Below are 23,506 nucleotides of genomic sequence, written 5' to 3'. Positions count from 1 at the left end.
GGCTGCCTCCATTCTCCACGGCGCGGGTTCGTCTGCCGATCGATAGGGAGGGCGCCGGTCCGGCATATCCAGAGACCTCCGCGTCTCCGCGCCACCGTGCGAACCTATTAGGCCGTAGCGTGTGTTCGGCTCCCCCGCACGCTGTCAAAGGCGTAGAGCGCACAGCCCGTCCAGATCAGCGCGAAGGTGACGATGTGCACGGGCTTCAGCGGCTCGCCGAAGAGCAGCACGGCCTGCGCGAATTGCAGCGTCGGGGCGATATATTGCAGCAGGCCCAGCGTCGCGTAACGCATCCGCCGCGCCGCCGCCGCGAACATCAACAGCGGCGCGGCCGTGACCGCGCCGGCCAGGATCAGCAGCATGTCGAGATGCCGATCCACCCCGAACGCCGCCGTGCCGTTGCCGCTCGCCTGGAACAGCACGAACAAGGCAGGCCCTGCGAGCAGCAGCGTCTCGACCGTCAGGCCGCCCAGCGCGTCGATCGCCGCGATCTTGCGGACAAAGCCGTAGAAACCGAAGGACAAGGCCAGCGCCAGCGAAATGCCGATCGCGCCGCCACCGCTGATCGCCAGGACCGCGACACCCATGCCCGCAATACCGACCGCGATCGCCTGCCACCGCCGGATTCGCTCGCCCAGCAAGGCGACGCCCAGCCCGACATTGACCAGCGGATTGATGAAATAGCCGAGGCTTGCCTCCAGCACATGGTCGTTCTGGACCGCCCAGATATAGACCAGCCAGTTCACCGCGATCAGCGCCGCGCTGGCGCAGAGCAGCAACAGCGTCCGCCCCCGCGCCGCCGCCATGATGGCCTTGCCGCGCCTGGCGACCAGCACGATCACGGCCAGCAGCAGGAGCGACCACAAGATGCGATGCGCCAGCACCTGAAGCGCGGGCACGCCCTTCAACAGTTTGAGATAGAGCGGTAATATGCCCCAGCTGATATAGGCGCCGATGCCCAGCAACAGTCCGGTGCGCGCAGATGAAGCGGTTGTCATGCCGCCCCTGTTCACGCTTGGGATGCGGATGGCAAGCCGGGCGTCACCCGGCGACCATGCCCCTCACCTCGACCGCGCCGCCCAGATTGACGACCCGGCCTGACACCATGCCGGTGATCCGCACCGACGCGCCACGCTCGACGATGACGTCGCCCGCGAGCATGCCCTTGATGGTCGCATGGACGCCGGAAGCGACAAGGACGTCACCGCCGATCATCCCGCGCACCGTTCCGTCCGACGTCACTTCGAGCGATCCCGCCGTCATTCCGCGCATGGCATCCTCCTTGTATCGGGGATAGGACGCCGGGGGCGGGATTTGGTTCAAGGCGAGGGCGGGACGTGGCCTTCGACTTCGCTCAGGCTGAACGGGAATCAGGAATGTCCCCCGACAGCCATTCACGCTGAGCGAAGTCGAAGCGCACGCCACGCCCTCGCCCAGCGCACACCCTCAATCCGCGAACAGCATCACCGGCGTTTCCAGCAACCGCTTCAACGCCTGGACATAGCTCGCCGCATCATAGCCATCGACGACGCGGTGGTCGCAGCTGATCGACAGGTTCATCAGCTTGGCCCGCGCGATCGTCTCTCCGCCGCGCCCGTCGGAGCGGAAGACGGGGCGCTCGACGATGCGGTTGGGGCCGATGATCGCCACCTCCGGCCGGTTGATGACCGGCGTCGTCGCGATCCCGCCCAGCGGCCCGAGCGAGGTCAGGGTGATCGTGCCGCCGCCCATGTCGCCGCTGGCGATGCTGCCCGCGCGGGCGGCTTCGGCGAGGCGGCCGATCTCGGTCGCCAGCTGCCAGACGTTGCGGCTTTCGGCGTTGCGGATCACCGGCACCATCAGCCCGGCCGGGGTCTGGGTCGCCATGCCCATGTGCACCGCACCCGAACGATTCACCACGCCCGCCTCGTCATCATAGCGCGCGTTGAGCATCGGGAAGTCGGGCAGGGTCTTGCAGATCGCGACGATCAAGAGCGGCAGCATGGTCAGCTTGGGCCGGTTGCCCCGCCCGGCGTTCAACTGCGCGCGCGTCTCCTCCAGCGCGGTGACGTCGATTTCCTCGACATAGGTGAAGTGCGGGATGGCGCGCTTGGAGGCCGCCATGTTCTCGGCGATGCGACGACGCATCCCGATGACCCGCACCGCTTCGTCGGCGCGCGGCGCGCGGGCGGGGGTATAGCCCTGGCCCGAGCCGTAGCGCAGGAACGCGTCGAGGTCGGAATGGCGAACGCGGTCGCCCTCGGCGGGCTTCACGCTGGCGAGGTCGACGCCCAGATCCTGCGCGCGGGCGCGAACGGCGGGCGAGGCCAGCACCTTCTTCTCCTGCTCCCTCTCCCCTTGCTGGAGAGGGTCGGGGTGAGGGGTGGCCACGGGGGCAGCAGCTTGCGGCGCCCCCTCACCCCGGCCCTCTCCCACAGGGGGAGAGGGAGATTGCGCTTCTTCGACGCCGGGATTTTCGGCTTCGAGCACCGCCTCTTCCGTCGCGGGCGACACGGATTCCTCGACCGCATCCGTCTCGATCACCATCAGCGCCGATCCGATCGGCACCTGGTCGCCGACCTCGCCCGCCAGTTCGACGATCGTGCCGGACACGGGCGATTCCATCTCGACCGTCGCCTTGTCGGTCATCATGTCGGCGACCGACTGGTCCTCCTCGACGCGGTCGCCGAGCTTGACGTGCCACGCGACGATCTCGGCCTCGGAAATGCCTTCGCCGATATCGGGCAGGCGGAAGGTGAAACGAGCCATGTCAGGCGTCCTTCAGCAAAGTCTTGAGCGCCTGGCCGATACGGACCGGGCCGGGGAAATAGGCCCATTCCAGGCTGTGCGGATAGGGCGTGTCGAAGCCGGTCACGCGCGCGATCGGCGCTTCGAGGTGATAGAAACAACGTTCCTGGACCAATGCGGACAGCTCCGCGCCGTAACCGCCGGTGCGCGTCGCCTCATGCACGATCATGCAGCGGCCGGTCTTCTTGACCGATTCCTCGATCGCCTCGATGTCGAGGGGCACCAGCGTGCGCAGATCGATGATCTCGGCATCCACGCCCATCTCGGCGACCACGGCGGCGCAGACATGGACCATGGTGCCATAGCACAGGATCGTCACCGCCTCGCCCTCGCGCACCGTCGCCGCCTTGCCGAGCGGAATCTTGTAATAGCCGGTGGGCACCTCACCGCCGGGATGCTTGGACCAGTTTTCGGCCGGGCGATCCCAATGGCCGTTGAACGGGCCGTTATAGATGCGCTTGGGCTCGAAGAAGAGGACGGGGTCATTGTCCTCGATCGCGGCGATCAGCAGGCCCTTGGCGTCATAGGGCGTCGCGGGGATCACCGTCTTGATGCCCGAGACATGGGTGAAGATGCCCTCAGGGCTCTGGCTATGCGTCTGGCCGCCGAAGATGCCGCCGCCAAAGGGCGAGCGCACGGTGATGGGTGCTGTAAACTCGCCCGCCGAACGATAGCGCAGCCGCGCCGCCTCGCTGACCAGCTGGTCGAGCGCGGGGTAGATATAGTCGGCAAACTGGATTTCGGGGACGGGCCGCAGGCCGTACGCCCCCATGCCGACCGCGACGCCGATGATGCCGCATTCGGTGATCGGCGTGTCGAACACGCGGGTCTTGCCATATTTCTTCTGCAGGCCCGCCGTCGCGCGGAAGACGCCGCCGAAATAGCCGACATCCTCGCCCATCACGACCACATCCGGGTCGCGCGCCATGACCACGTCCATGGCGGAGTTGATCGCCTGGATCATGTTCATGCGGGTGGTTTCGCCCACGTCTTCGACAGTCTCGGTCATGATGTCGCTCACTGTCCCTCTCCCATCGGGAGAGGGAGGGAGGCGCAAAGCGCCGGAAGGGTGAGGGTGGGACGCACGGCGAGGACACCCTCACCCTCCCACTCGGCTGCGCCAAGCGGGCCCCTCCCTCTCCCGCTGGGAGAGGGAAAATTCACTTCCGCGCCCATGGCCGTCCGCTCGCTTCTTCCTCGTCGAGCATCTGCCGGCGCTGCTCGCGCAGATGCCAGGGCATTTCCTCGAACACGCCGTCGAACAGGCTGTCGAGCGGCTGGTGCAGGCCGTGGCCCAGGATGCCGTTCGCCTCGGCCGCCTTTTGCGCGGCGCGGACTTCCTCGGCGACTTCGCGGTCCTGCGCGGAGTGGCGCTCCTCGTCCCATTCGCCCAGTGCGATCAGATGGTCCTTCAACCGCCGGATCGGATCGCCCAGCGGCCACGCCGTCGGTTCACCCGCCGAGCGATACTGGGTGGGATCGTCGGAGGTGGAGTGCCCCTCGGTGCGATAGGTGAAATGCTCGATCAGCGTCGCGCCCTGATTGGTCCGTGCGCGCTCGGCGGCCCACTGCGTGGCGGCATAGACCGCCAGCGCGTCATTGCCGTCGACCCGAAGGCCCGCAATGCCATAGCCGATCGCGCGCGCGGCAAAGGTCGTCGCCTCTGCGCCCGCGAAACCGGAGAAGCTGGAGATCGCCCACTGGTTGTTGACGACGTTCATGACGACCGGCGCACGATAGACGGCGGCGAAGGTACAGGCCGAGTGGAAATCGCCCTCCGCCGTCGAACCCTCGCCGCACCAAACCGCGGCAATGCGGGTGTCGCCCTTGGCGGCCGAGGCCATCGCCCAGCCGACGGCTTGCGGATACTGCGTCGTCAGATTGCCCGAGATGGAGAAGAAACCAGCCTCTTTCGCGGAATACATGATGGGCAGCTGCTTGCCGCCCAGCCGATCCGCGCTGTTGGAATAGATCTGGTTCATCATGTCGGTAAGCGGCCAGTCGCGCGCGATCAGCAGCCCCTGCTGGCGGTACGAGGGGAAGCACATATCCTCATAATCCAGCGCATGGGCAGCGGCGACGGCGACCGCCTCCTCGCCCAGCGCCTTCATGTAGAAGCTGGTCTTGCCCTGGCGCTGCGCGCGGAACATGCGCTCGTCAAAGGCGCGGAGCAGGACCATGTGGCGCAGCATCCGGCGCAGGCGATCGGGCGAGAGCTTGGGGTCCCAGGGCCCGACCGCGCGGCCGTCATCGTCCAGCACGCGGACGAGCGTATAGCTGAGTTCATGGAAGCTGTCGGCGGGCGCGGCGGTGTCCGGGCGACGCTGCGCACCGGCGGGCGGAACCTCGACACCGGCAAAGTCGACCGCATCGCCCGGCCGGAATTTCGGCTCGGGGACGTGCAACTGCAACGGGGCCAGGTTGGCGCGCAAAATGCCCTCTGGCGGCACGGCCATGCTCTCTCCTCAACGCTTCGCCCGATTCATGCCGGGTCGTTGCTATCTTTCAACCGGATGACATTTTATTTCAAGCGCATTTTGGGGGCGTTGATCGGGTTAACGCGTCGATTGGTGGTGTTTATCCCGGCGTCTTGAACCGCCCTCACCCTTCCCACCCGCTGACGCGGGCGGGCCCCTTCCCTCTCCCAGTGGGAGAGGGAGGGAGGCGCGAAGCGCCGGAAGGGTGAGGGTGGTACGGCTTAATTCCCGGTAATCGTCACCTCGAACGGCACGACGGGATGCGGCGCTTCGTCGTAGAAATTGACGACCGGCGCATCGGCCCAGGCATAGCGCACGCGGACATCGCCGGGCTTCGCATCGGCCAGCCGCACCTCCGCGCCGTTCACCGTCGCATTCGCATAACGACAGGCGGACGCGTCACACAGCTCGAACCCGATCGGCGCGGCGGCGCTCCACACATGGAGCGCCCCCTGCACGCCGTTGAAGCGCAGCACCACCTCGCCTCCGGTGCGCGTCGCCGAGGCGATCATCGGCCCCGAGGCATTGGCGCGGTCGCCTGCCTCCAGATGCGCTTGCGCAAAGACCAGCCGCTTGGCGAGTTCGTTCTTGTCCGCCGGATGGATGTCGTTGCGCACGCCGATATCGACCGTGGTGGCGAGCGCCGCATGGGGATCGCGCAGAACCGCCAGACGCTGAGTCTCGCGCAGGGCCGCCCAGGCGCTGTTCTCGATCTTTACCGGCGGCGCGCCGAAATTCGCGAGCTGGACGATCAGGAAGGGCAGGTCCGGATTCTGGAACTGCCGCCGCCAGCCGGTCATCAGCGCGGCCAGCCGGTCGCCATAGCTGGCCAGCCCGACATCGGACTCGCCCTGATACCAGGCGACGCCCTTCAACCCGATCGGCCCCAGCGGCGCGATCATGCCATTGTACAGCGTGCCGAGCCCCGCATGGCTTTCCCAGGGGCTGCGCGGATAGCTCTGGTCGTTCGGCTTATAGACCGAATAGCGCCAGCCGGTGCCGAGCGGGATCGGCTGGCCGCCCGCGGGGGTGAACTGGATCTTGTCGGCGGGGCCGAACATGCCGCCCGGACCATAGGTGTCGCCAAGCGCCACCATGATCTCGTTATGCCCCTTCTTCAGCGCCGCGCGCGGCACGGTATAGCGCCGCCAGTCGCCCCAGCCGAAGGTCGCGCCGACCGGCACCCCGTTGATCCAGACCGTATCCAGCTCATCGATTCCGGCAAGTTCGATCACCCCGTCGCCCGTCGGCGCTTGGGCCAGGTCGAAGCCCTGCCGGAACCACACCAGCCCGTTATAGTCGGCGAGCGCGGGCACGCCCCATTCCTCCCACGGGCCGAATTTGGGCACCGGGGTCCAGCTCAGCCGGTCGGGCGCATTCCACGGCTCCTGCCCGCGCTTCGTCCCGCTTGCCTTGCGCCACCATTCGCCCCAGCGATCACCGAAGGCACGCAGCCCCGCCGCATGGTCGCGCGCATAGAGCGCCAGCAGGTCGACATCGGCGGCCAGCCCCGGCAGCTTGCGCGCGTCGGTCGTGTCGATCCAGGGCAGGATCTTGGTCCCGCCCCAGCTCGAATCGATCGCGCCCATCGGCACATTGGCCTTGGCCGCCATCTCCTTGACCATCAGATAGCAGGCGGCCGAAAAATCGCGCACGCTGGCGGGCGATGCGGCGGCCCAGACCGGGCGCTTCTCCAGCATCTCGTCGGCGGACAGGCCGACATGGTGCGCCACGTCGAGCAGGCGGATCCCGTCATTGGCGGCGGTGTTGACCAGCATCTCGCCGTTCAGCGCCTGCTTGGTCGGATATTCCATGTTGGACTGGCCCGAACACAACCAGACATCGCCGACCAGCAGGTCGTCCAGCGTGTCGGCCGCACCGTCCTTGCCCGTCACGGTCAGGGTCAGCGGGGTCGCGGTCGCCGCCATAGCGGGCAGGGTCGCGCGCCAGCGGCCCTTGCCATCGGCGGTCGCGGTGGCGCTGGCACCCCCCAGAGCAACGGTGACGCCCTCACCCGCATCGGCCGCGCCCTCGACGACGATCGGGCGGTCGCGCTGCAGCACGGCATGGGCACTCATCGGGGTCAGGATTCGCGGCCGCGCCTCCGCCAGGGCGGGCCAGGCCGCCGCCGTGCCCAGCAGCAGTGCCAAACCTACGCGCCGCCCGGCGCCGGACCCCGAATGCCCCATCCGCATGTCATCCCTCTCCTATGCCCGCGACCACGCGATTCCGCGCCGCGATCGGCTGTCCATCGATCATAGGAGCGGCCAAATGATAACGCTATCGGGAAACTCGCACCTATTCCTCCCCTGTAAGGGGAGGTGGCAGGGCGAAGCCCTGACGGAGGGGTGTCGCGCTATCGAGAAGGGGACACCCCTCCGACGCGCTGCGCGCGCCACCTCCCCTTGCAGGAGAGGAATAGCTTTACTTGGCGAACGTCAGCGTCGCCTCGATCGGGAAATGGTCCGACGGATACGTCTTGCCCTGATGATAGGTATCGGTCGCGATCCTCTCCGCGCGGAATCCCCGCAGGAACAGATAGTCGATCCGACGGTCGGGCGTGCCGGTGAAGTCGTGGAAGGTCATCTCCGGCCCCTCACGCCGCGCGGCGGCGGGCCACGCGTCGGTCAGCGCGCTGGCGAAACGCCGATAGGCGGCCGTGTCAGGTCGCGCGTTCATGTCGCCCGCCACCACCACCGGCAGGTCCTTCGCCAGCGCGGGCAGCCGCGCCAGGATCAGCGCCGCCGCCTTGTCGCGCGCCTCGGCATCCTCGTCGCGGTGCGCCAGATGCGTGTCGAGGAACAGGAAACGGTGCGGCATGGCCTCCTTCGTCTCGAACACCGCCCAGTTCGCCATGCGCGGCAGGTCGGTGCCCCAACTCTGGCTGCCGACCACGTCCGGCGTCTCGGACAGCCAGAAATCGCCATGCCCGACCAGCGTCAGGCGGTCGGGGCGATAGAGGATGCCCATATACTCATTGGCATGCCCGCCCATCCGGTCGCGCCCGAACCAGCGATAGCCGGGCAGCGCGCGGGTCAGGTCGTCGCCCTGTCGCTGGAGCAGTTCCTGCGTCCCGATCACATCGGGCGCGGCGCGGCGGATCAGTTCCACCATCACCGGCCGCCGCACCGCCCAGCGCGTCGCGCCCTCATCCGAGGCATAGCGGACGTTGAAGGTCATGACCTTGATCGGCCTGGCGATGGGCTTGGCGGGCGACCGGGCCATCGCCCCCGTCGCGATCAACAGCCCTGCCGTCAGCAGAGCCACGCTCCGAACCGTCCGCCCCAACACCGCCATGCCATTCATTCTTCACGCCTTTCCATCACGGCGCAGCGCCGCCCGATACCCATGGCCGTGTCGCATGGCAGGCGCGTGACATCCATCCCGACCAAGTTTACCTAGTTTATGATTGCGAGTTATTAGCATTATCGATATTGGCCGCGCCGAAATCGATTGGGGGCAGTGCATGTCGAAGATGATCTGGCACGGGATTTTGCTAGCCGGGGTGGCGATGGGCCAGACCGCGGGCGCGCAGACTCTGGCCGCGCCGGTGGCGGAGCCGGGTGGCGAGATGCAGGCGGATGTCGTCGTCACGGGTTTGCGCGACGCCAATGCGAGCATCACCGGCACCGACACGCCGCCCAATCGCTACCCGCAGTCGCTGCGCGTCATCGACCGCGCAATCATCGACCGAACCGGCGCGACGCGGCTGGACGACACGATCGACCTGGCGGGCGGCGTGTCGCGGCAGAACGACTTTGGCGGGCTATGGGACAAATACGCGATCCGCGGCTTTGCGGGTAACGAGAATAGCGGCCCCGACATCCTCATCAACCGCTTCAGCAGCAATCTCGGCTTCAACGCGCCGGTCGACGTCGCCACGGTCGAGCGGTTCGAGTTTCTGAAGGGCGCCGCCGCCGCACTGTCGGGACTGGGTGAGCCGGGCGGGTCGCTCAACATCGTCACCAAGGCGCCGACCGCGACACCCCAGGGCGAAGCGTCGCTCAGCTATGGCAGCTGGAACCGGGTGCGCGCGACCGGCGACATCAGCGGCCCGGTGACGAACACCCTGTCGGCCCGGCTGATCGGAGTGTCGGAGGAAGGCGACAGCTTCCGTGATTATGTCCATACCGACCGCCTGCTGATCGCACCCTCGGTCTCGTTCACGCCGACCCGGGACCTGCGCTTCCTCTATCAGGCCGAGTTAATGCGCAACCGCGCGCCGATCGATCGCGGCGTGGCGGCGATCAAGGGCGACGCGCGCGCCATGGACCGCGATACCTTTCTGGGCGAACCCGCCGATGGCCGCATGACCCAGCGGATGCTGTGGCAGCAAGGCAGCGTCTTTGCCGCGCTGTCCGACCGTGTCTCGCTGGAGGCCGGTGTGTCGAGCCGCGACGGATTCCTGACCGGCTATGCCACCCAGGTCGATTTCGGCGCACGCGGGGTGCAGGCCGATGGCCGGACGATCGGCCGATCGCGGCGTTTCCACGACTTCCGCTGGCAGGACCTGACCGCGCGCGTCGAGCTGACCGCCAAGGCCGACTGGCTGGGCCTGTCGCACGACATTCGCATCGGCGTCGACCGGGTGCGGCACGGCCTCGACTTCCGCATGGACCAGGCGCGTGGGCGTCCGGGTGCGCCGATCCTGACCATCGACGCCTTCAACCCCGTCTATGGCCAGCCGCTGCCGGTGACCACCCCGTTCCAGGATCGCCACCATTCCTTCCGCAGCGAGAGCATCTATGCGCAGGACCTGATCCGTTTCGGCGACTTCACCGCGCTGGTGGGCGCGCGCTGGAATAATTTTCGCGAGACGATGACCAATTACCTGCGCGGCAATTTGGTGCTGAACACCGTCGATCGCGGCATCACGCCGCGCGCCGCGCTGACCTGGTCGGCGAGCCCGCGCTTCTCGCTCTTCACCAGCTGGGGCCAGTCGCTGCGGCTCAACCCCTCGGACGGGATCAGCAGCTTTGATGCGGAGCGCAGCAGCTCGACCGAGGTCGGGGCGAAATACACCCTGTTCGGCGGCGCGCTGACCGGCCAGACCGCGCTCTTCACCATGATAAAGCGCAACGTGCTCAACCCCAATGCCACCGATCCGTTCGTCAAGACCCAGATCGGTCGCCAGCGGTCGCGCGGCGTCGAGACGGTTGCCGACCTTCACCTGACCGGCGGCCTGACCGGCACCGCGACCTATACCTATACCGACGCAACGGTGCGCAACGACAAGAATGCCGCGCTGATCGGCACGATGCTGTCCAACGTGCCCAAGCATCTGGCGGCGCTCGACCTGCATCAGCGGCTGGGCGCGGTGACGGTCGGTGGCGGCGTCACCCATGTCGGCGCGCGCAACGGCGACCCCTATGCCAGCGGCTATCGCCTGCCCGCCTATACGATCGCGCGGCTGGACGCGACCTGGGCGGTCAACCCGCGCTTCGACGTGCGGGTCGACCTCGATAACCTGTTCGACACCTATTACGTCGCCAGCAGCTATGCCGATGTGTGGACGATGCCCGGCGCACCTCGCAATGTCCGGGTGACGCTCAGGGGGCGGTTCTGAACTGATCCTGTTCCTCCCCTTGCAGGGGAGGAAAGTTAGCCGAGCATCACCTTGAGAGGCTTGGTCAGAACCTCTTCCACTCCGCCCCCCCGCCGAACCAGAATCCGCGCCGCAACCTGCAACGGCGCCAGCGCCGACAGGTTCGGGAACAACACCGCCACCGCCGTGGCCAGCGCATCGGCGAGCATCCCCGTCTGTGCGATGACATGGACCGCGATCACGCCGTTGGTCGGGGGGCGGCCGGTGCGCGGATCGAGGCCATGCTCGCCCTTGCGATAGGTGCCGCTGCCCGCCACCGCCATCTGGTACAGCGCCACGCGCATCGGGGCCAGCGTGATACCCGGCGGAGTTTCGAGATCGACCCACCAGGGATCGCCGTCGGGCCGGGTGCCCCGTCCGACCAGTTCGCCACCGACCTCGACCAGGCAATGCCGCAAGCCCAGCCCCGCCAGCATGTCGGCGACCGCATCGGCGGCATAGCCCTTGGCGATACCCGACAGGTCGAGCGCGACGCCGCCCGGCTGCCACAGTCGCGCGGCACCGGCATCCCAGCGCAGCCGGTGCCAGCCGCCCGCCGCGCGGGCCCGCACGATCGCCGCCGCATCGGGCGCGGGCTGCGGCCCCTTCGGCCCATGGCCCCAGAGGTCGACCAGATGCCCGATCGCCGGATCGAACGCGCCGTCACTCAAGCCTGCGATACGCAAAGCCGTGTCCATCACCGCCGCGAAATCGGGCGGCAATGCGCTCCAGCTGCCCGCTGCGGAGCGGTTGAAGCGCGCCAGCACCGAATCCGGCGCCCAGTGGCTCATCTGCGCGACCAGATCGTCCAGCCGCGCCTGCACCGCTTCGCCCAGCCTTTGCGCACCGGGCACGTCGCGGGTGGCGTAGAGCAATCGCCACATCGTCCCCATCGTCTCGCCGCCCAGCGTGACGACCGCCGCCGGATCGTCGCTCGCCACGGCATCCGGATCGATCCGGGGCGGCAGGACGATGCGCATGGTTACGGCGTCATCACTTCGAGCGTGGTGGTGTAGCTCATCCGACGCTGGGTCGCGCGCGGGGCGGTCGGCTTGTCATCGGTCAGCGTCGCGTTCAGCCAGTACATGCCCGCCGCAGGCCAGGCATAGCTCAGCACGCCTTGCGCATCGGTCGTCACCTCCTTCGCGCCCTCGGCATCGCGGTAGCGCTTGCCGCCGGGGACGATCGTGACCTTCAGGTTCGGCACAGGCTTGCCGTCGACCAGGAAGCGGAACTTCGCCGTCTCGCCCGCGACCAATTCGTCGGGGTGGGTGACGGGATCGAACTCCAGCCCCTTGCCCACGGGTTTCAGGACGGTGCGCGTCGGCTCGCCCGCCGTGACGAAGATCTCGTTGCGGCCCAGCGTCTCGGTGAGAGTCACGTCGGTCGCATTGGCGGGGATGTCGGCGACGGTCAGCGGCGGCTGGCGCACGCCGTTGGGGCCCGGCGGGCCGCCGCGTCCACCGACGCGCTTCTCGACGCCGTCGACCTTGAAGCTGCCCATGATCCCGGACATTTCGCTGCCGATCTTCCAGGTGCCGGGCTTGTCGAGCTGCACGTCGAAGACCGAGCGATAGCGCCCGGTCGATCCATTCTGGATGTGCCCCGGCGTGCCGTCGGGCTGCCAGACCTTCACCCATTCGATCCGGCCGGGCTGATGATCGGCATAGAACAGGTCGTTGGAGACGGCGCTGTCGACCGTCACCCAGCTATCGGTGCCCGAGAAGATCGTGCTCGAGGGGAGCAGCCACATGCGATGCGCCGAAGCGAGGCCGGGAATGGTGAGCAACGCGGCGGCGGCGAACAGTTTGAGACGATGGTTCTTCATGATGATCCCCCTGTCAGCGTGCCGAGACGGTCACGGCGCCCAGCTCATGGCTGCCCGCCCCGCGCGCATTGGGGTTGGGCACGGTCAGCGGCATCTGTACCAGCTCACGCCCGCCCGTCTCGCGCGCGGCCTCGACGTTCAGGACATATTGGCCGGGCTTCAGGTCGGCGGGCAGCGGTATGGCATGGGTGCCGGGCGCGCGGGTCGCACCGCTGATCCCGCTGGCGGGCATCGCCATGCTCCGCCCACCCTTGCGCCACCAGGCGCGCAGGTCGGAAAGCCATTTGGTGCCGGGCTCGCCGCCCTGCTTCTTGACGTCGTACCAGATGGCGAGCGTGCGCGCCGGGCCGCCGGTCGCGGGCTCCAGCCAGACCGCGACATAGGGCTTGTGATATTCGGCGACGTTCAGCCGGGGGATGGTGACGTTGACCGTCGCGGCCCCCGCCGCCCCCGGCCATGCCACCACGCCCAGCGCCAGAATAGCGGTCGATCGCATCGTGAGCCTCTCCATCAGTGCAGGAAGAAAACGGCGACCGCCGCCGGAAGCAGGAACCCCGCCGCTACCAGCGGCCAGGTCGAGGGCCGGTGCCGCGCGTGCATCTGGAGCAGCAGCAGCCCGGTCAGGGTGAAGACGATACAGGCGACCGCAAAGACGTCGATGAACCAGAACCAGGCGGTCCCGGCATTGCGCCCCTTGTGCAGGTCGTTGAGGTAGGAGACCCAGCCACGATCGGTTCGCTCCGAGGTGATCGCGCCGCTCGTCCGGTCGATGCTGACCCAGGCATCGCCGCCGGGACGCGGCATGGCGACATAGACTTCGCCGTCCGACCATTCGCCCGGCCGCCCGGCGGGGTTCAGATCGACCGCGCGCTCCACCGCTTCTGCCACGCGAGGCGGCAAGGGGGCGTCATTCGTCTTCGGATTGGCCAGCAGCGGGCGCAGGCCGGGCGCGAGCAGCCCGCTCTTCTGCACCGTCTTCGGGCTGGCCGAGATGCTGGCGGCGTGGTTCAGCGTCAGCCCGGTGATCGCGAACAGCATCATGCCGACCAGCGACACCGCCGCGCTGATCCAGTGCCAGGTGTGGAATTGCTTCAACCACCAGCTGCGCCACTTACGCTTCTTCGGCTTGGCAAGGGTCGCGGCGGTCATGCGTCGGCCCAGCGGCGTAGCAGATTGTGATAGACGCCGGTCAGCTCGACGACCGAGCGATCCCCCTGCCCCTTGTCCGCGCCGACCCGCTGCACCGCGCGATCCAGGTCGAACAGGATGCGCCGCTCGCCATCGTCGCGAACCATCGACTGGATCCACAGGAAGGAGGCGACGCGGGTGCCGCGCGTCACCGGCTCGACCCGGTGCAGGCTGGAGGCGGGGTAGAGGACGGCGCTTCCGGCGGACAGCTTCACCCGCTGTTCGCCGTACAGATCCTCGACCACCAGCTCGCCGCCGTCATAGGCGTTCGGGTCTTCAAGAAAGAGGGTCAGCGACAGGTCGGCGCGCATCCGGAAATCGCTGCCCCGCTTCAGCCGCACCGCATTGTCGACATGCACGTCGAACGCCTGCCCGCCCGCGTAGCGATTGAACAGCGGCGGATAGACTTTCAGCGGCAGGGCGGCGGCCACGAACAGCGGCGACCGGCCCAGCGCGTCGAGGACCATCCGCCCCGCCTCGACCGCCACGCCCGAATCCTCGGGCAGCTGCTCGTTGCGCTTGGCGAGCGCCGCCTGCGGGCCGGAGGTGGCGTTGCCGTCCGCCCAGGCGCCCGCATCGATGACGCGGCGGACCTGGGCGACCCCGGCGGGATCGAGGATATCGGGAAGGACGATCAGCATGGACGAAGGCTAGTCCGGTCAGAAGTTGTAGAACAGGCTCAGCGTCGCCTGGCGCCGGTCGCCGGGCACCGCCCAACCGCCGGCGACGATGCCGGTCGTCGCGTTGACGTTGTTGCGCACACCCGTCACGTATTTCTCGTCAGTGAAGTTCTGGACGTTGAGCTGCATCGTCCAGCGCTGGGCGATGGTATAGGCCAGGAAGGCGCGGTGGATCAGATAGTCATCCACATGGAACTGTACCCGATTCCCTGCGACGGGGACGTTGGTCGCGAACGATCCCTGATAGGTCAGGCCGTAGCCGACCTCCAGGCCGAAGGGCAGCTTGTAGGTGGTGAACAGGCTGCCCGAATGCTCGGGCGTCTGGACCAGCTCGGCCCCCGCCTGCGGATCGAGCACGCCCGCCGCCTTGTCGCGGTTGGAGATGCTCTGCAGCACCTTGCCGTCGAGATAGGTATAGTTCGCAAAGATCGTCCAGGCCGGGGTGATCGATCCCGATGCGCCGAGCGCGATGCCGTCGACGCGGCTGCGCCCGTCCAACACCTGCAAGCCCACCGGCAGCGCTGGATCGTTGGATGGCACGCGGTAATTGGTCCGCTCGTTGCGGAAGACGGCGGCGGTCAGCTCCAGGCGGCGACCGAACAGCCCGGCCTTCACCCCCGCCTCGTAATTCTTGGCGGTTTCCGGGGCCACGGCGCAGGGGTTCGCGGCGGTCGCGGTGGACGGCACGCCGCAGCCCAGCCGGACGGTCGTCGAGGACGGCGTCTTGGCATTGCCATAGCCCGCATAGACGCTGACATTCTCGACCGGGTGGAACACCGCGCCCGCCCGCCAGGAGAACAGCTTCTCGCGGCTGACCTGCGGCAGATAGGCGAGTTGCCCCGCATTGGCCGCCGCCAGCGGCAGCGCGCGGAAACTGGCCTCCTGATACTCCCAGCGCACGCCGCCGTTCAGCTCGAAGAAGCGGTTCAGCGCCAACGTGTCGAACGCATAGACGGCCAGGTTGCGCGTCTCGCTGCGCGATTGGGCGGTGGCCACGAAGTTGATCGGGCCGGCATAATTGGTGTTCGGGTTGGCGATATCAATCGCGGGCTGCGCCACCACGCTGCCGTCCGGGTTGCGCAGCAGCGACCCCTGGGTCAGGCGGTAATTCTCGATCATGCCCGACATGCCGATGTTCAAGACATTGTGGAAACCGCCCTTCGTGCCTGCCTCATGGCGCAGGTCGATCTGGTTGGTCAGCATCTGGTTCTGCTGATCGCGCACCAGCCCGCGTGGGCCGGAGGGCAGGTAGAAGCCCGCCGGAACATTGGCCGGGCACGCGGCGCCGATGGTGGCACCCGGCGTCGCCGTCACCGGCTGGCGATTGGTCGCGGCCAGACAGAAGGCCCCCTGCGGCGCGCTGGTCACGCTATACTGCGTCACCTGTTGCCAGCGGGTCAGGTTGCGCACGCTCCAATGCTCGTCGATCTGATGGCGGAGGGTCGCGGTGAAGCGGTCCACCGTGCTGTCCTGCCGGTCGAGATTGGCGATCCCGAAATAGCTGGAGCGCTTGGCACCCGGCACGAAACCGTCGACCAGGCCATTGTCGAACCAGGGAATGCCGTAGACCGGCGTGTTGCGATCCTCCTGATGGACATAGGCGAGCGTCAGGCTGGTCGGCCCGCCGATGCCGATCGTGACGGAGGGTGCGATTCCCCAGCGCTGCATCTTCTCGATATCGCGGCCGGGGACGTCGTTATGGTGGTATGCGCCGTTCAGGCGCACCGCGACCAGGTCCGACAGGCGGACATTGCTGTCGATCGCACCGCGATAATAATTGTCGGTGCCGACCGAGCCCTGCATGATGGTCAGCGTCTCGGGCCCCGGCACCTTGGACACGAGGTTGATCGTGCCGCCGACCGATCCCGATCCGTTGAAGACGCTGTTCGCGCCGTTATAGACCTCGACCTGCTGCAGGTTGAACGGGTCGGTGCGGCTATACTGCGCACTGTCGCGCACGCCGTCGATGGTGATGTCGTTGCTGGCCGAATAGCCGCGCAGGTTGATCGAGTCGCCGTACCCGCCACCGCCCTCGCCCGCGCCGAAGGTGATCCCCGGCAGCGTCTGGAGCACGTCGCGCAGCGTCTGGAGATTCTGTTTCCGGATCGTCTGCTCACTGACCACGGTGATCGTCTGCGGCGTGTCTAGCAGTGATGCGGTCGCCTTCGGGCTTTCCAGGATCGCGGCACCGGCGGCGCGCTGGCCGGTGACGATCACGTCGCGCTCGCCGGTCGAATCCTGCGGCCTGACGGCAGCGGCGGGCGGCGTCGCGCTGTCGGCGAGGGGGCCGGTTTCGGCGGCCGCGACATGCGGCGCGGTTGCCAGGAAGCCGACGCAGGACAGGGCGATGAACGAATGTGACATGAATGCTTTCCCCTTTGAAGGTCCCGCTATTGCGAAACATTCGCACTGTCAACGCGATTGATAGTGATTATCAAATCTTCCATAGCCACCGGCGAATGGCCGACCTGTCGGAAATGGGCAGCGCAGGGCTTCCCGAGGGTGCTCCGTAAAAAATCGCGCCAATTCAAAAGGGGCGGCGGCTCGAAACCAAAATTTTACGCCACATGAGTTAGATTTTACGGATGGAAGAGCCGTCCGCCTCGAATCGTTATGTCCAGATCGAAAGCCATCAGGTCGCGCTGGGTATGTACATTCATGCCCTGCACTGCTCGTGGATCCACAACCCATTTTGGCGAAAGTCCTTCCTCCTCACCGACCCGGACGACCTGGCAAAAATCCGTGAATCGGTCCCTGCCGTCACCATCGACCTGACCAAAGGCCGCGGCCCGGCGATGATCGCGGCGACCGACACCCCCGTTTCGCCGCCGCCCGTCATCGAGGTGCCCGTGACGCCGATCGTCACCACGCTCCGCCCGCGTCGGGCCAAGCCGCCAACCGAATTGGAGCGGGCCAGCGCCGTCTCCGCGCGCGCCACCGCCGCCGTCGCCCAGCTGTTCGGCGAGGCCCGGCTCGGCCGCACGATCCGCACCCGCGACCTCGTCCCGATCGTCGCGGACATTGCCGAGACGACCGCCACGTCCGCCGCCGCGATGATCGCCGTCACCCGGCTGAAGGACCGCGAGCAATATATCTATATTCACTCGGTCGCGGTCGGCACGCTGATGATGAACCTCGCGCGCCATCTGGGTTTGAGCGAGGAGGATGTGCACGTCGCAGGCATGGCCGGGCTGCTCCACGACATCGGCAAGATGCGTATCGACGCCGACGTGCTCGACAAACCCGGCCGCCTGAACGCCGAGGAGATGATCGAAATCCGTCGCCATCCGGGGCTGGGCCACAAGATCCTGGTCGACATGCAGGATCTCGACCCGCGCATCCTGGACGTGTGCCGCCATCATCACGAGCGGATGGACGGTGCGGGCTATCCCGATGGCCTGCGCGGCGACGAGATCAGCCAGTTCGTGCGCATCTCATCGGTGTGCGACGTCTATGACGCGGTCACCTCGATCCGCCCCTATAAGCGCGCCTGGTCCCCGCACGAGGCGCTGGCGCAGATGCTGGAATGGGACGGCCATTTCGATCCCGAGACGCTGCGCGCCTTCATCGCCAATCTGGGCATCCAGCCCTTTGCCGCGCTGGTCCGGCTCCATTCCAATCGGCTGGGCATCGTCATGCGGGAAGGGGACAGTCCGACCTCGCCGATCGTCCGCACCTTTTTCGACGTTCCCAACAATATGCTGACGACGATCGAGGATGTCGCGACGGTGCACGATCCCATCCTGCGCGCCGAGCGCGGCAACTATTGGTTCGGCGAACGCTGGCCCGCGCTCCAGGCGCAGATCCTGGCGGAACCCAGCGTCCCCAACGCACCCCTGAAACGCGCGGCCATGGGGCTGTAACACCGCCCAGCCACTCCGCATAAGGGCGACCGCCTGCACACCGCCATGGCGGGAGGTCACGCAATTCTGTATGGCGCGCGGGATGATCCGCCTCAGTGAATTGAAACTGCCTCTCCATCATGCGGACGAGGCCCTGCCTGCCGCCATCTGTCGCCGGTTGCGCGTGACGCCGCGCGAGCTGGTGCGCTTCGTCGTCGCCCGGCGCGGACATGACGCGCGCGACAAGAACAATATCCAGCTCGTCTATTCGGTCGACGTGAACCTGAAGAACGAGGCCGCCGTGCTGGAGCGGTTCCGCCGCGATCGCGACATTCAGCGCACGCCCGACACCCGCTATCACCTGCCCAGCGCGCCGCCGCCGGACACGAAGCGGCCCGTGGTGATCGGCGCGGGCCCGTGCGGCCTGTTCGCCGCGCTGGTGCTGGCGCAGGCCGGGTACCGGCCGATCATCCTGGAGCGCGGCAAGGTGGTGCGCGAGCGGACGCAGGACACCTGGGGCCTGTGGCGGCGCAGCGTGCTGAACCCTGAATCCAACGTTCAGTACGGCGAAGGCGGCGCGGGCACCTTTTCGGACGGCAAGCTCTACAGCCGGATCAAGGATCCGCGTCATCTGAACCGCAAGGTGCTGACCGAGTTCGTCAAGGCAGGTGCGCCACCCGAAATCCTGACCGAGGCGCATCCGCATATCGGCACCTTCCGCCTGGTTACGATGGTCGAGAGCATGCGCGCGACCATTGAGGAACTGGGCGGCGAATATCGCTTCTCCACCCGCGTCGATGGGCTGGACGTCGAGACGGACGGGTCGGGCCAGCGCCGGGTGCGCGGGCTTCACCTGAACGGCGGAGGCTATCTGGAGGCCGACCATGTCGTCCTCGCCATCGGCCACAGCGCGCGCGACAGTTTCGCGATGCTCCAGTCGGCAGGCGTCTATGTCGAGGCCAAGCCTTTCTCCATCGGCGTGCGCATCGAACATCCGCAAGGCTGGATCGACCGCGCGCGCTTTGGGCATCAGGCCGGAAATCCGATCCTGGGCGCGGCCGAATATCACATCTCGCACCACTGCAAGAACGGCCGCACCGTCTACAGCTTCTGCATGTGCCCGGGCGGCACGGTGGTCGCCGCGACCAGCGAAGAAGGCCGCGTCGCGACCAACGGCATGAGCCAATATTCGCGCAACGAGCGCAACGCCAATTCGGGCTTCGTCGTGGCGATCAACCCCGAACGCGACTTTCCCGGCGATCCGCTGGCGGGACTGGCGCTGCAACGCCATTGGGAAGAGCGCGCCTATGTCGCGGGCGGTTCGAACTACAAGGCACCGGCGCAGCGGGTCGGCGACTTCCTGGCCGGACGCCCCTCGACCAGCCTGGGTTCGGTCACCCCCTCCTATCGCCCTGGCGTGACGCCGACCGACCTGTCCGAATGCCTGCCCGACTTCGTCATCGAGGCGATGCGAGAGGCGATTCCGGTCTTTGGCCGCCAGATCGCCGGATACGACCATCCCGACGTGGTGATGACCGGCGTCGAGACGCGCACCTCCTCGCCGGTTCGCTTTACGCGCGGCGAGGACGGTCACAGCCTGAACACTTACGGGCTCTACCCGGCGGGCGAAGGCGCCGGCTATGCGGGAGGCATCCTATCGGCGGCGGTCGACGGCATCAAGACGGCCGAGGCGGTCGCGCGCAGCATGGGCGGGCGGTGAAAATCTTCTTCGACGGCGGGCTGCGCCCCGGCGGCATGGAATATGCCGTGGTGATCGGCGGGAGAGCCCGAATCGTCCGCGACCTGGGCCGCGGCACCAGCATGGAGGCGGAATGGCTGGCCCTGATCGCGGCAACCGAGGCGGTGCAAGAGGCAGGACTGGCCGATGCGTTGCTGTTGGGCGACGCGGCGGCCGTGGTGGCGCAGGCGACAGGCAAGGTGCGGGTGCCGCCAGCGCATGTCGCGCATTTCGCGAAATGGTCCGCCCTGCCCCGCCCGCCGCGCTTTCGATTACGCCACATCAAGCGAACGCAGAATTTGGCGGGCATTGCATTGGCACGGTTGCCTTAAGTCGAAAGCCAGCAGTGTTTTTGCGCTGACCCGGACGGAGCGCGCGTGCTTTTGGCATCAAGCTATTGCAGTTCCGCTCTTGCGACCTGAAAGCAAGACCGTCGCGGTCGGATTCCAGGCTCCGCAGGGAGACGGGTATAAGCAACCTGCATGGCTGGCGAAGAGCAGACGGAGCGTCTGCAACCGTTCTTACCACAAGCGATGACAGACCTTGCGTGAAGGATTGACGGATGTTGCGCCTTCTCCTGTCCGTCAACCGCAGCGGCGTGCGGCGGTGGCGCCCACAAGACGTCGCACACTTACTAAAAGCAATGGCTGCAATGACTACGGACCCCAACTCCAAAGTGATTGCCGATTGAATAATTCGCAATACATAATATCATTCGCATCGATCAGAAAATAAGATCTGATTCGCGTATATTTCAACGGGGTATTGTATTTCGATAGGCATTTTCTTTTATTACCAATGGCATACTTAACCTTTTCTATGTCCTTGATGGCTCACGATAGATCGGACGCATGCAATGCCAAGTGCGATTCGCAGGCGTAACGTGCCTACCAGCCTTGCATGCAAAGAGGCGGCAGAGTGGATGCCTTGGACAAGTGTGGGAATAGTCATCCAAAGCCTGCGGAATGAAGTCATTGTTTTAGTGTCGAAAGGGGCTGGCCAATGCTTTCGCTTTCATCAAATCGCATGCGGGCCTTGGCGGTCCCATTGATCGGAATAACCCTGCTCTCGATCCCTTCGGCCTCCATGGCGGGAACGAGAACGGCTCGGGACATATCCTGGGGCAAAGCGGGCATCAGCCTGGACACCTACCGCCGCGACACGATGCAATGCGGCATCAGCGGCGCGAAGGTCGACATTACGGGCCGACAGGATACCCGCGACGTGCTCGATGCGACACACAACCAGGACAAGGAGATCGACCGGGCCACCGCCAGGTCCCAGGCCAAGGGCGGCCGAACGCTGAGTCCCGAGGATTTCAACCAAATGATACGCGACTATAGCAGCATCTATCAACGCGGCATCCGCGGCGGCGTCGCGCGGACGCAGGGTTTTATGCAAGATACGGTCGCCACCTGCCTGCGCACGCGCGGCTATACACCGTTCCGACTGACCAAGGCTCAGGTCAGGGCGCGAGACCGGCTGCGCACGGGAACGCTGGAGCGGCGACGCTATCTGTACGAACTGGCCTCCGACCCCATTGTCCTGAGCAACCAGGGCCTGGAAACCCAGCAGGCCACCCCGAAATAGGTTTTACGTCCCGACCGCATCCGGGGGTAACAAACCCGAAAGGCCGCAGCGACGGAGCAGGACGGCGACGCCTAGACCGTGATGGCATTGCGTTGAACCAAGGAGAGGCCCTCCCCTTCGGGGGAGGGGTTGGGGTGGGGCCTCGCCACGGGCTGCACACTTGCGGAGGCGCCCCACCCCCGGCCCCTCCCCTGAAGGGGAGGGGTGAGTTCATCTCATATCATCTTGCTCTAGCCATCATCCGCCTGCCGGTCTCTCGAAACGCAATCCGCCGCGTCCCGCCCTGCATTCGGCGTCCACTGACGCCACGAGCGCGAGGTGCTGGCATTGTAGGATTGTGAGCGTTCTGCTGCGTCATCGACGGCGGGGCAGCCATCCGCCGCTTTCCGATCGGCCGGTTTACGGTTGCCCCGCCCGCTTCACCGGCGCCATCGCAAAGGTCCGCGACAGGCCGTGGTACAGCTTTTCGCGGCAGATCAACTGGCTGACCCCGTCGGCGATGAAGGCGGTAGCGAACATCGGCAGCATCAGGCCCCGGCTGGCGGTTGTCTCGGACAGGATGATGACGGCGGTCAGCGGTGCGCGGACCACCCCCGCGAAATAGCCGACCATGCCCAGGATCACGATCGCCGACGCAGGCGAATCCGGAAAGACCGAGCGCAGCAGATTGCCCAGGCCCGCCCCGACCGACAGCGACGGCGCGAAGATGCCGCCGGGAAGCCCCGCGACAGCGGTGGCCAGCGTCGCCAGGAACTTGGCCGGGCCGTACCAGAGCGGCGCATCGACCCCGACGATCATCGCCCGCGCCGCACCATAGCCGGTGCCCCAGGTCAGCCCGGTGCCGACGCCCAGCCCCGCGACGACCACGCCGCACAGCCCGGCGAACAGGATCGGCTGCGCCTTGCTCCACTGGGTCACGCGGTTGGTGCCCGTCGCCATCATCAGCATCAGCCGGGCAAAGCCGCCGCCCGCCAGCCCGCCGACGATGCCCGCGACCGGCGCGACGATCAGCGCGGTCACGATCGGCATGTGCGCGCCGATCAGCCCGAAATAAACGTAATCGCCCTGCGCCGACTGGGCGACCATGCCCGCGATCGCGATGGCCGCGATGACCAGCAGCGTGACCTTCTGCTCATAGGCCGAGGCGAGTTCCTCGATCGCAAAGAGCAGCCCGGCCAGCGGCGTGTTGAACGCCGCCGCGACACCCGCCGCGCCGCCCGCGATCAGGACCGCGCCGCGCAACGGCACGCCCAGGATACGGTGCGTCACCCCCATAATCGCGGCGGCGATCTGGACCGTCGGCCCTTCGCGACCGACCGATGCCCCGCCCAACACCGCCGCCAGGGTCAACCCGGCCTTGGCGATCACCGTGCGCAGCGACACCAGCCCGCCGGTCGCCTGTTCGGGATCGGCCTGCGCCGCCATCACCTGCGGAATGCCCGATCCCCGCGCGAGCGGCGCGAAGCGCCGGGTAAACCAGACCAGCCCGGCAAACAGCAGCGGGGTCACGACCAGGGGCGCCCAGTGATAACGGCCCGAGAAATGGTGGAACATCTCACCCGCCGCGTCGGCCGCCTCGGCAAAGACCGTCGCCGCCAACCCGATCGCAACCGCGCCAATCAGGATCGCCAGCCGGGTGCGGAACTTGACCGAGCCCGGCCCCTGCTTCCGCAGCAGCGCACGATAGCGCGCGGGCGTCCATTTCCGGAAGGAGGCAAGAGGCGGACTCTGATCGGTCATGTCCGGCCTCTACACCCTTATCGCCCCACAAAACCAGCCGAACCGGACGATA

At 66.9% G+C, this 23,506-nt stretch carries 19 protein-coding genes; 5 read left to right on the top strand and 14 right to left on the bottom strand.

Annotated elements, in window-relative coordinates; translation table 11 throughout:
• Window positions 1–107 precede the first annotated feature (107 nt).
• The 7 genes from rarD to AC1GI4_RS12365 form a co-directional block, all read right to left on the bottom strand.
• Entirely contained in the window at window positions 108–998 is an 891-nt protein-coding gene (gene rarD / locus AC1GI4_RS12395; RefSeq protein WP_479629709.1) for an EamA family transporter RarD, read from the bottom strand.
• A 43-nt stretch (window positions 999–1,041) separates the two neighbouring features.
• Entirely contained in the window at window positions 1,042–1,272 is a 231-nt protein-coding gene (locus AC1GI4_RS12390; RefSeq protein ID WP_479629708.1) for a hypothetical protein, read from the bottom strand.
• Between the two features lie 174 nt (window positions 1,273–1,446).
• A complete protein-coding gene (locus tag AC1GI4_RS12385; protein ID WP_479629707.1) occupies window positions 1,447–2,748 on the bottom strand; it encodes a dihydrolipoamide acetyltransferase family protein in 1,302 nt (433 codons plus the stop codon).
• Window position 2,749: 1 nt separating this feature from the next.
• Window positions 2,750–3,757 carry an alpha-ketoacid dehydrogenase subunit beta gene (locus tag AC1GI4_RS12380; protein WP_479630402.1) on the bottom strand — a complete coding sequence of 336 codons (1,008 nt, stop codon included), beginning with the start codon at window positions 3,755–3,757 and terminating at the stop codon, window positions 2,750–2,752.
• 190 nt (window positions 3,758–3,947) lie between these two features.
• Window positions 3,948–5,243 (bottom strand): thiamine pyrophosphate-dependent enzyme, encoded by a 1,296-nt coding sequence (locus AC1GI4_RS12375; RefSeq protein WP_479629706.1) that lies wholly within the window; start codon window positions 5,241–5,243, stop codon window positions 3,948–3,950.
• 242 nt (window positions 5,244–5,485) lie between these two features.
• A complete protein-coding gene (locus AC1GI4_RS12370; protein ID WP_479629705.1) occupies window positions 5,486–7,414 on the bottom strand; it encodes a sialate O-acetylesterase in 1,929 nt (642 codons plus the stop codon).
• 274 nt (window positions 7,415–7,688) lie between these two features.
• The gene (locus AC1GI4_RS12365; RefSeq protein ID WP_479629704.1) at window positions 7,689–8,531 is read right to left on the bottom strand and encodes an endonuclease/exonuclease/phosphatase family protein; all 843 of its coding nucleotides are present in this window, start codon (window positions 8,529–8,531) and stop codon (window positions 7,689–7,691) included.
• 199 nt (window positions 8,532–8,730) lie between these two features.
• On the opposite strand from AC1GI4_RS12365, the gene AC1GI4_RS12360 reads away from it, so the two are divergent.
• Window positions 8,731–10,830, top strand: coding sequence for a TonB-dependent siderophore receptor (locus AC1GI4_RS12360; protein ID WP_479629703.1), 2,100 nt, complete (start codon window positions 8,731–8,733; stop codon window positions 10,828–10,830).
• A gap of 35 nt (window positions 10,831–10,865) precedes the next feature.
• On the opposite strand, the gene AC1GI4_RS12355 is transcribed toward AC1GI4_RS12360, so the two are convergent.
• From AC1GI4_RS12355 to AC1GI4_RS12330, 6 genes are read right to left on the bottom strand one after another with little or no spacing between them, the layout of a single operon-like run.
• On the bottom strand, window positions 10,866–11,828 hold the full coding sequence (locus AC1GI4_RS12355; protein ID WP_479629702.1) for an FAD:protein FMN transferase: 963 nt from the start codon (window positions 11,826–11,828) through the stop codon (window positions 10,866–10,868).
• Between the two features lie 2 nt (window positions 11,829–11,830).
• On the bottom strand, window positions 11,831–12,676 hold the full coding sequence (locus AC1GI4_RS12350) for a DUF4198 domain-containing protein (RefSeq protein ID WP_479629701.1): 846 nt from the start codon (window positions 12,674–12,676) through the stop codon (window positions 11,831–11,833).
• Between the two features lie 13 nt (window positions 12,677–12,689).
• Window positions 12,690–13,172: a DUF2271 domain-containing protein gene (locus AC1GI4_RS12345; RefSeq protein ID WP_479629700.1), complete on the bottom strand. Its 483-nt coding sequence runs from the start codon at window positions 13,170–13,172 to the stop codon at window positions 12,690–12,692.
• Between the two features lie 14 nt (window positions 13,173–13,186).
• Window positions 13,187–13,825 carry a PepSY-associated TM helix domain-containing protein gene (locus tag AC1GI4_RS12340; RefSeq protein ID WP_479629699.1) on the bottom strand — a complete coding sequence of 213 codons (639 nt, stop codon included), beginning with the start codon at window positions 13,823–13,825 and terminating at the stop codon, window positions 13,187–13,189.
• A complete protein-coding gene (locus tag AC1GI4_RS12335) occupies window positions 13,822–14,505 on the bottom strand; it encodes a Fe2+-dependent dioxygenase (RefSeq protein ID WP_479629698.1) in 684 nt (227 codons plus the stop codon). The genes AC1GI4_RS12340 and AC1GI4_RS12335 overlap by 4 nt, the downstream gene beginning before the upstream one ends.
• A gap of 18 nt (window positions 14,506–14,523) precedes the next feature.
• Entirely contained in the window at window positions 14,524–16,908 is a 2,385-nt protein-coding gene (locus AC1GI4_RS12330; protein ID WP_479629697.1) for a TonB-dependent receptor, read from the bottom strand.
• 221 nt (window positions 16,909–17,129) lie between these two features.
• On the opposite strand from AC1GI4_RS12330, the gene AC1GI4_RS12325 reads away from it, so the two are divergent.
• From AC1GI4_RS12325 to AC1GI4_RS12310, 4 genes are all read left to right on the top strand, one after another.
• Entirely contained in the window at window positions 17,130–18,407 is a 1,278-nt protein-coding gene (locus AC1GI4_RS12325; protein WP_479629696.1) for an HD-GYP domain-containing protein, read from the top strand.
• 82 nt (window positions 18,408–18,489) lie between these two features.
• Window positions 18,490–20,106, top strand: coding sequence for an NAD(P)/FAD-dependent oxidoreductase (locus AC1GI4_RS12320; protein ID WP_479629695.1), 1,617 nt, complete (start codon window positions 18,490–18,492; stop codon window positions 20,104–20,106).
• Entirely contained in the window at window positions 20,103–20,456 is a 354-nt protein-coding gene (locus AC1GI4_RS12315; RefSeq protein ID WP_479629694.1) for a reverse transcriptase-like protein, read from the top strand. Before AC1GI4_RS12320 ends, AC1GI4_RS12315 begins: the two co-directional genes overlap by 4 nt.
• A 754-nt stretch (window positions 20,457–21,210) precedes the next feature.
• Complete coding sequence (locus AC1GI4_RS12310) at window positions 21,211–21,714, top strand: hypothetical protein (protein ID WP_479629693.1); 504 nt, start codon at window positions 21,211–21,213, stop codon at window positions 21,712–21,714.
• A 399-nt stretch (window positions 21,715–22,113) separates the two neighbouring features.
• On the opposite strand, the gene AC1GI4_RS12305 is transcribed toward AC1GI4_RS12310, so the two are convergent.
• The gene (locus tag AC1GI4_RS12305; protein ID WP_332753381.1) at window positions 22,114–23,454 is read right to left on the bottom strand and encodes a chloride channel protein; all 1,341 of its coding nucleotides are present in this window, start codon (window positions 23,452–23,454) and stop codon (window positions 22,114–22,116) included.
• Window positions 23,455–23,506 lie beyond the last annotated feature (52 nt).

The sequence above is a fragment of the Sphingomonas sp. 77B genome, assembly GCF_056497825.1.
The sequence above is the reverse complement of the archived record's forward strand: the minus strand, read 5'-3'. Positions and strand labels throughout refer to the sequence as shown.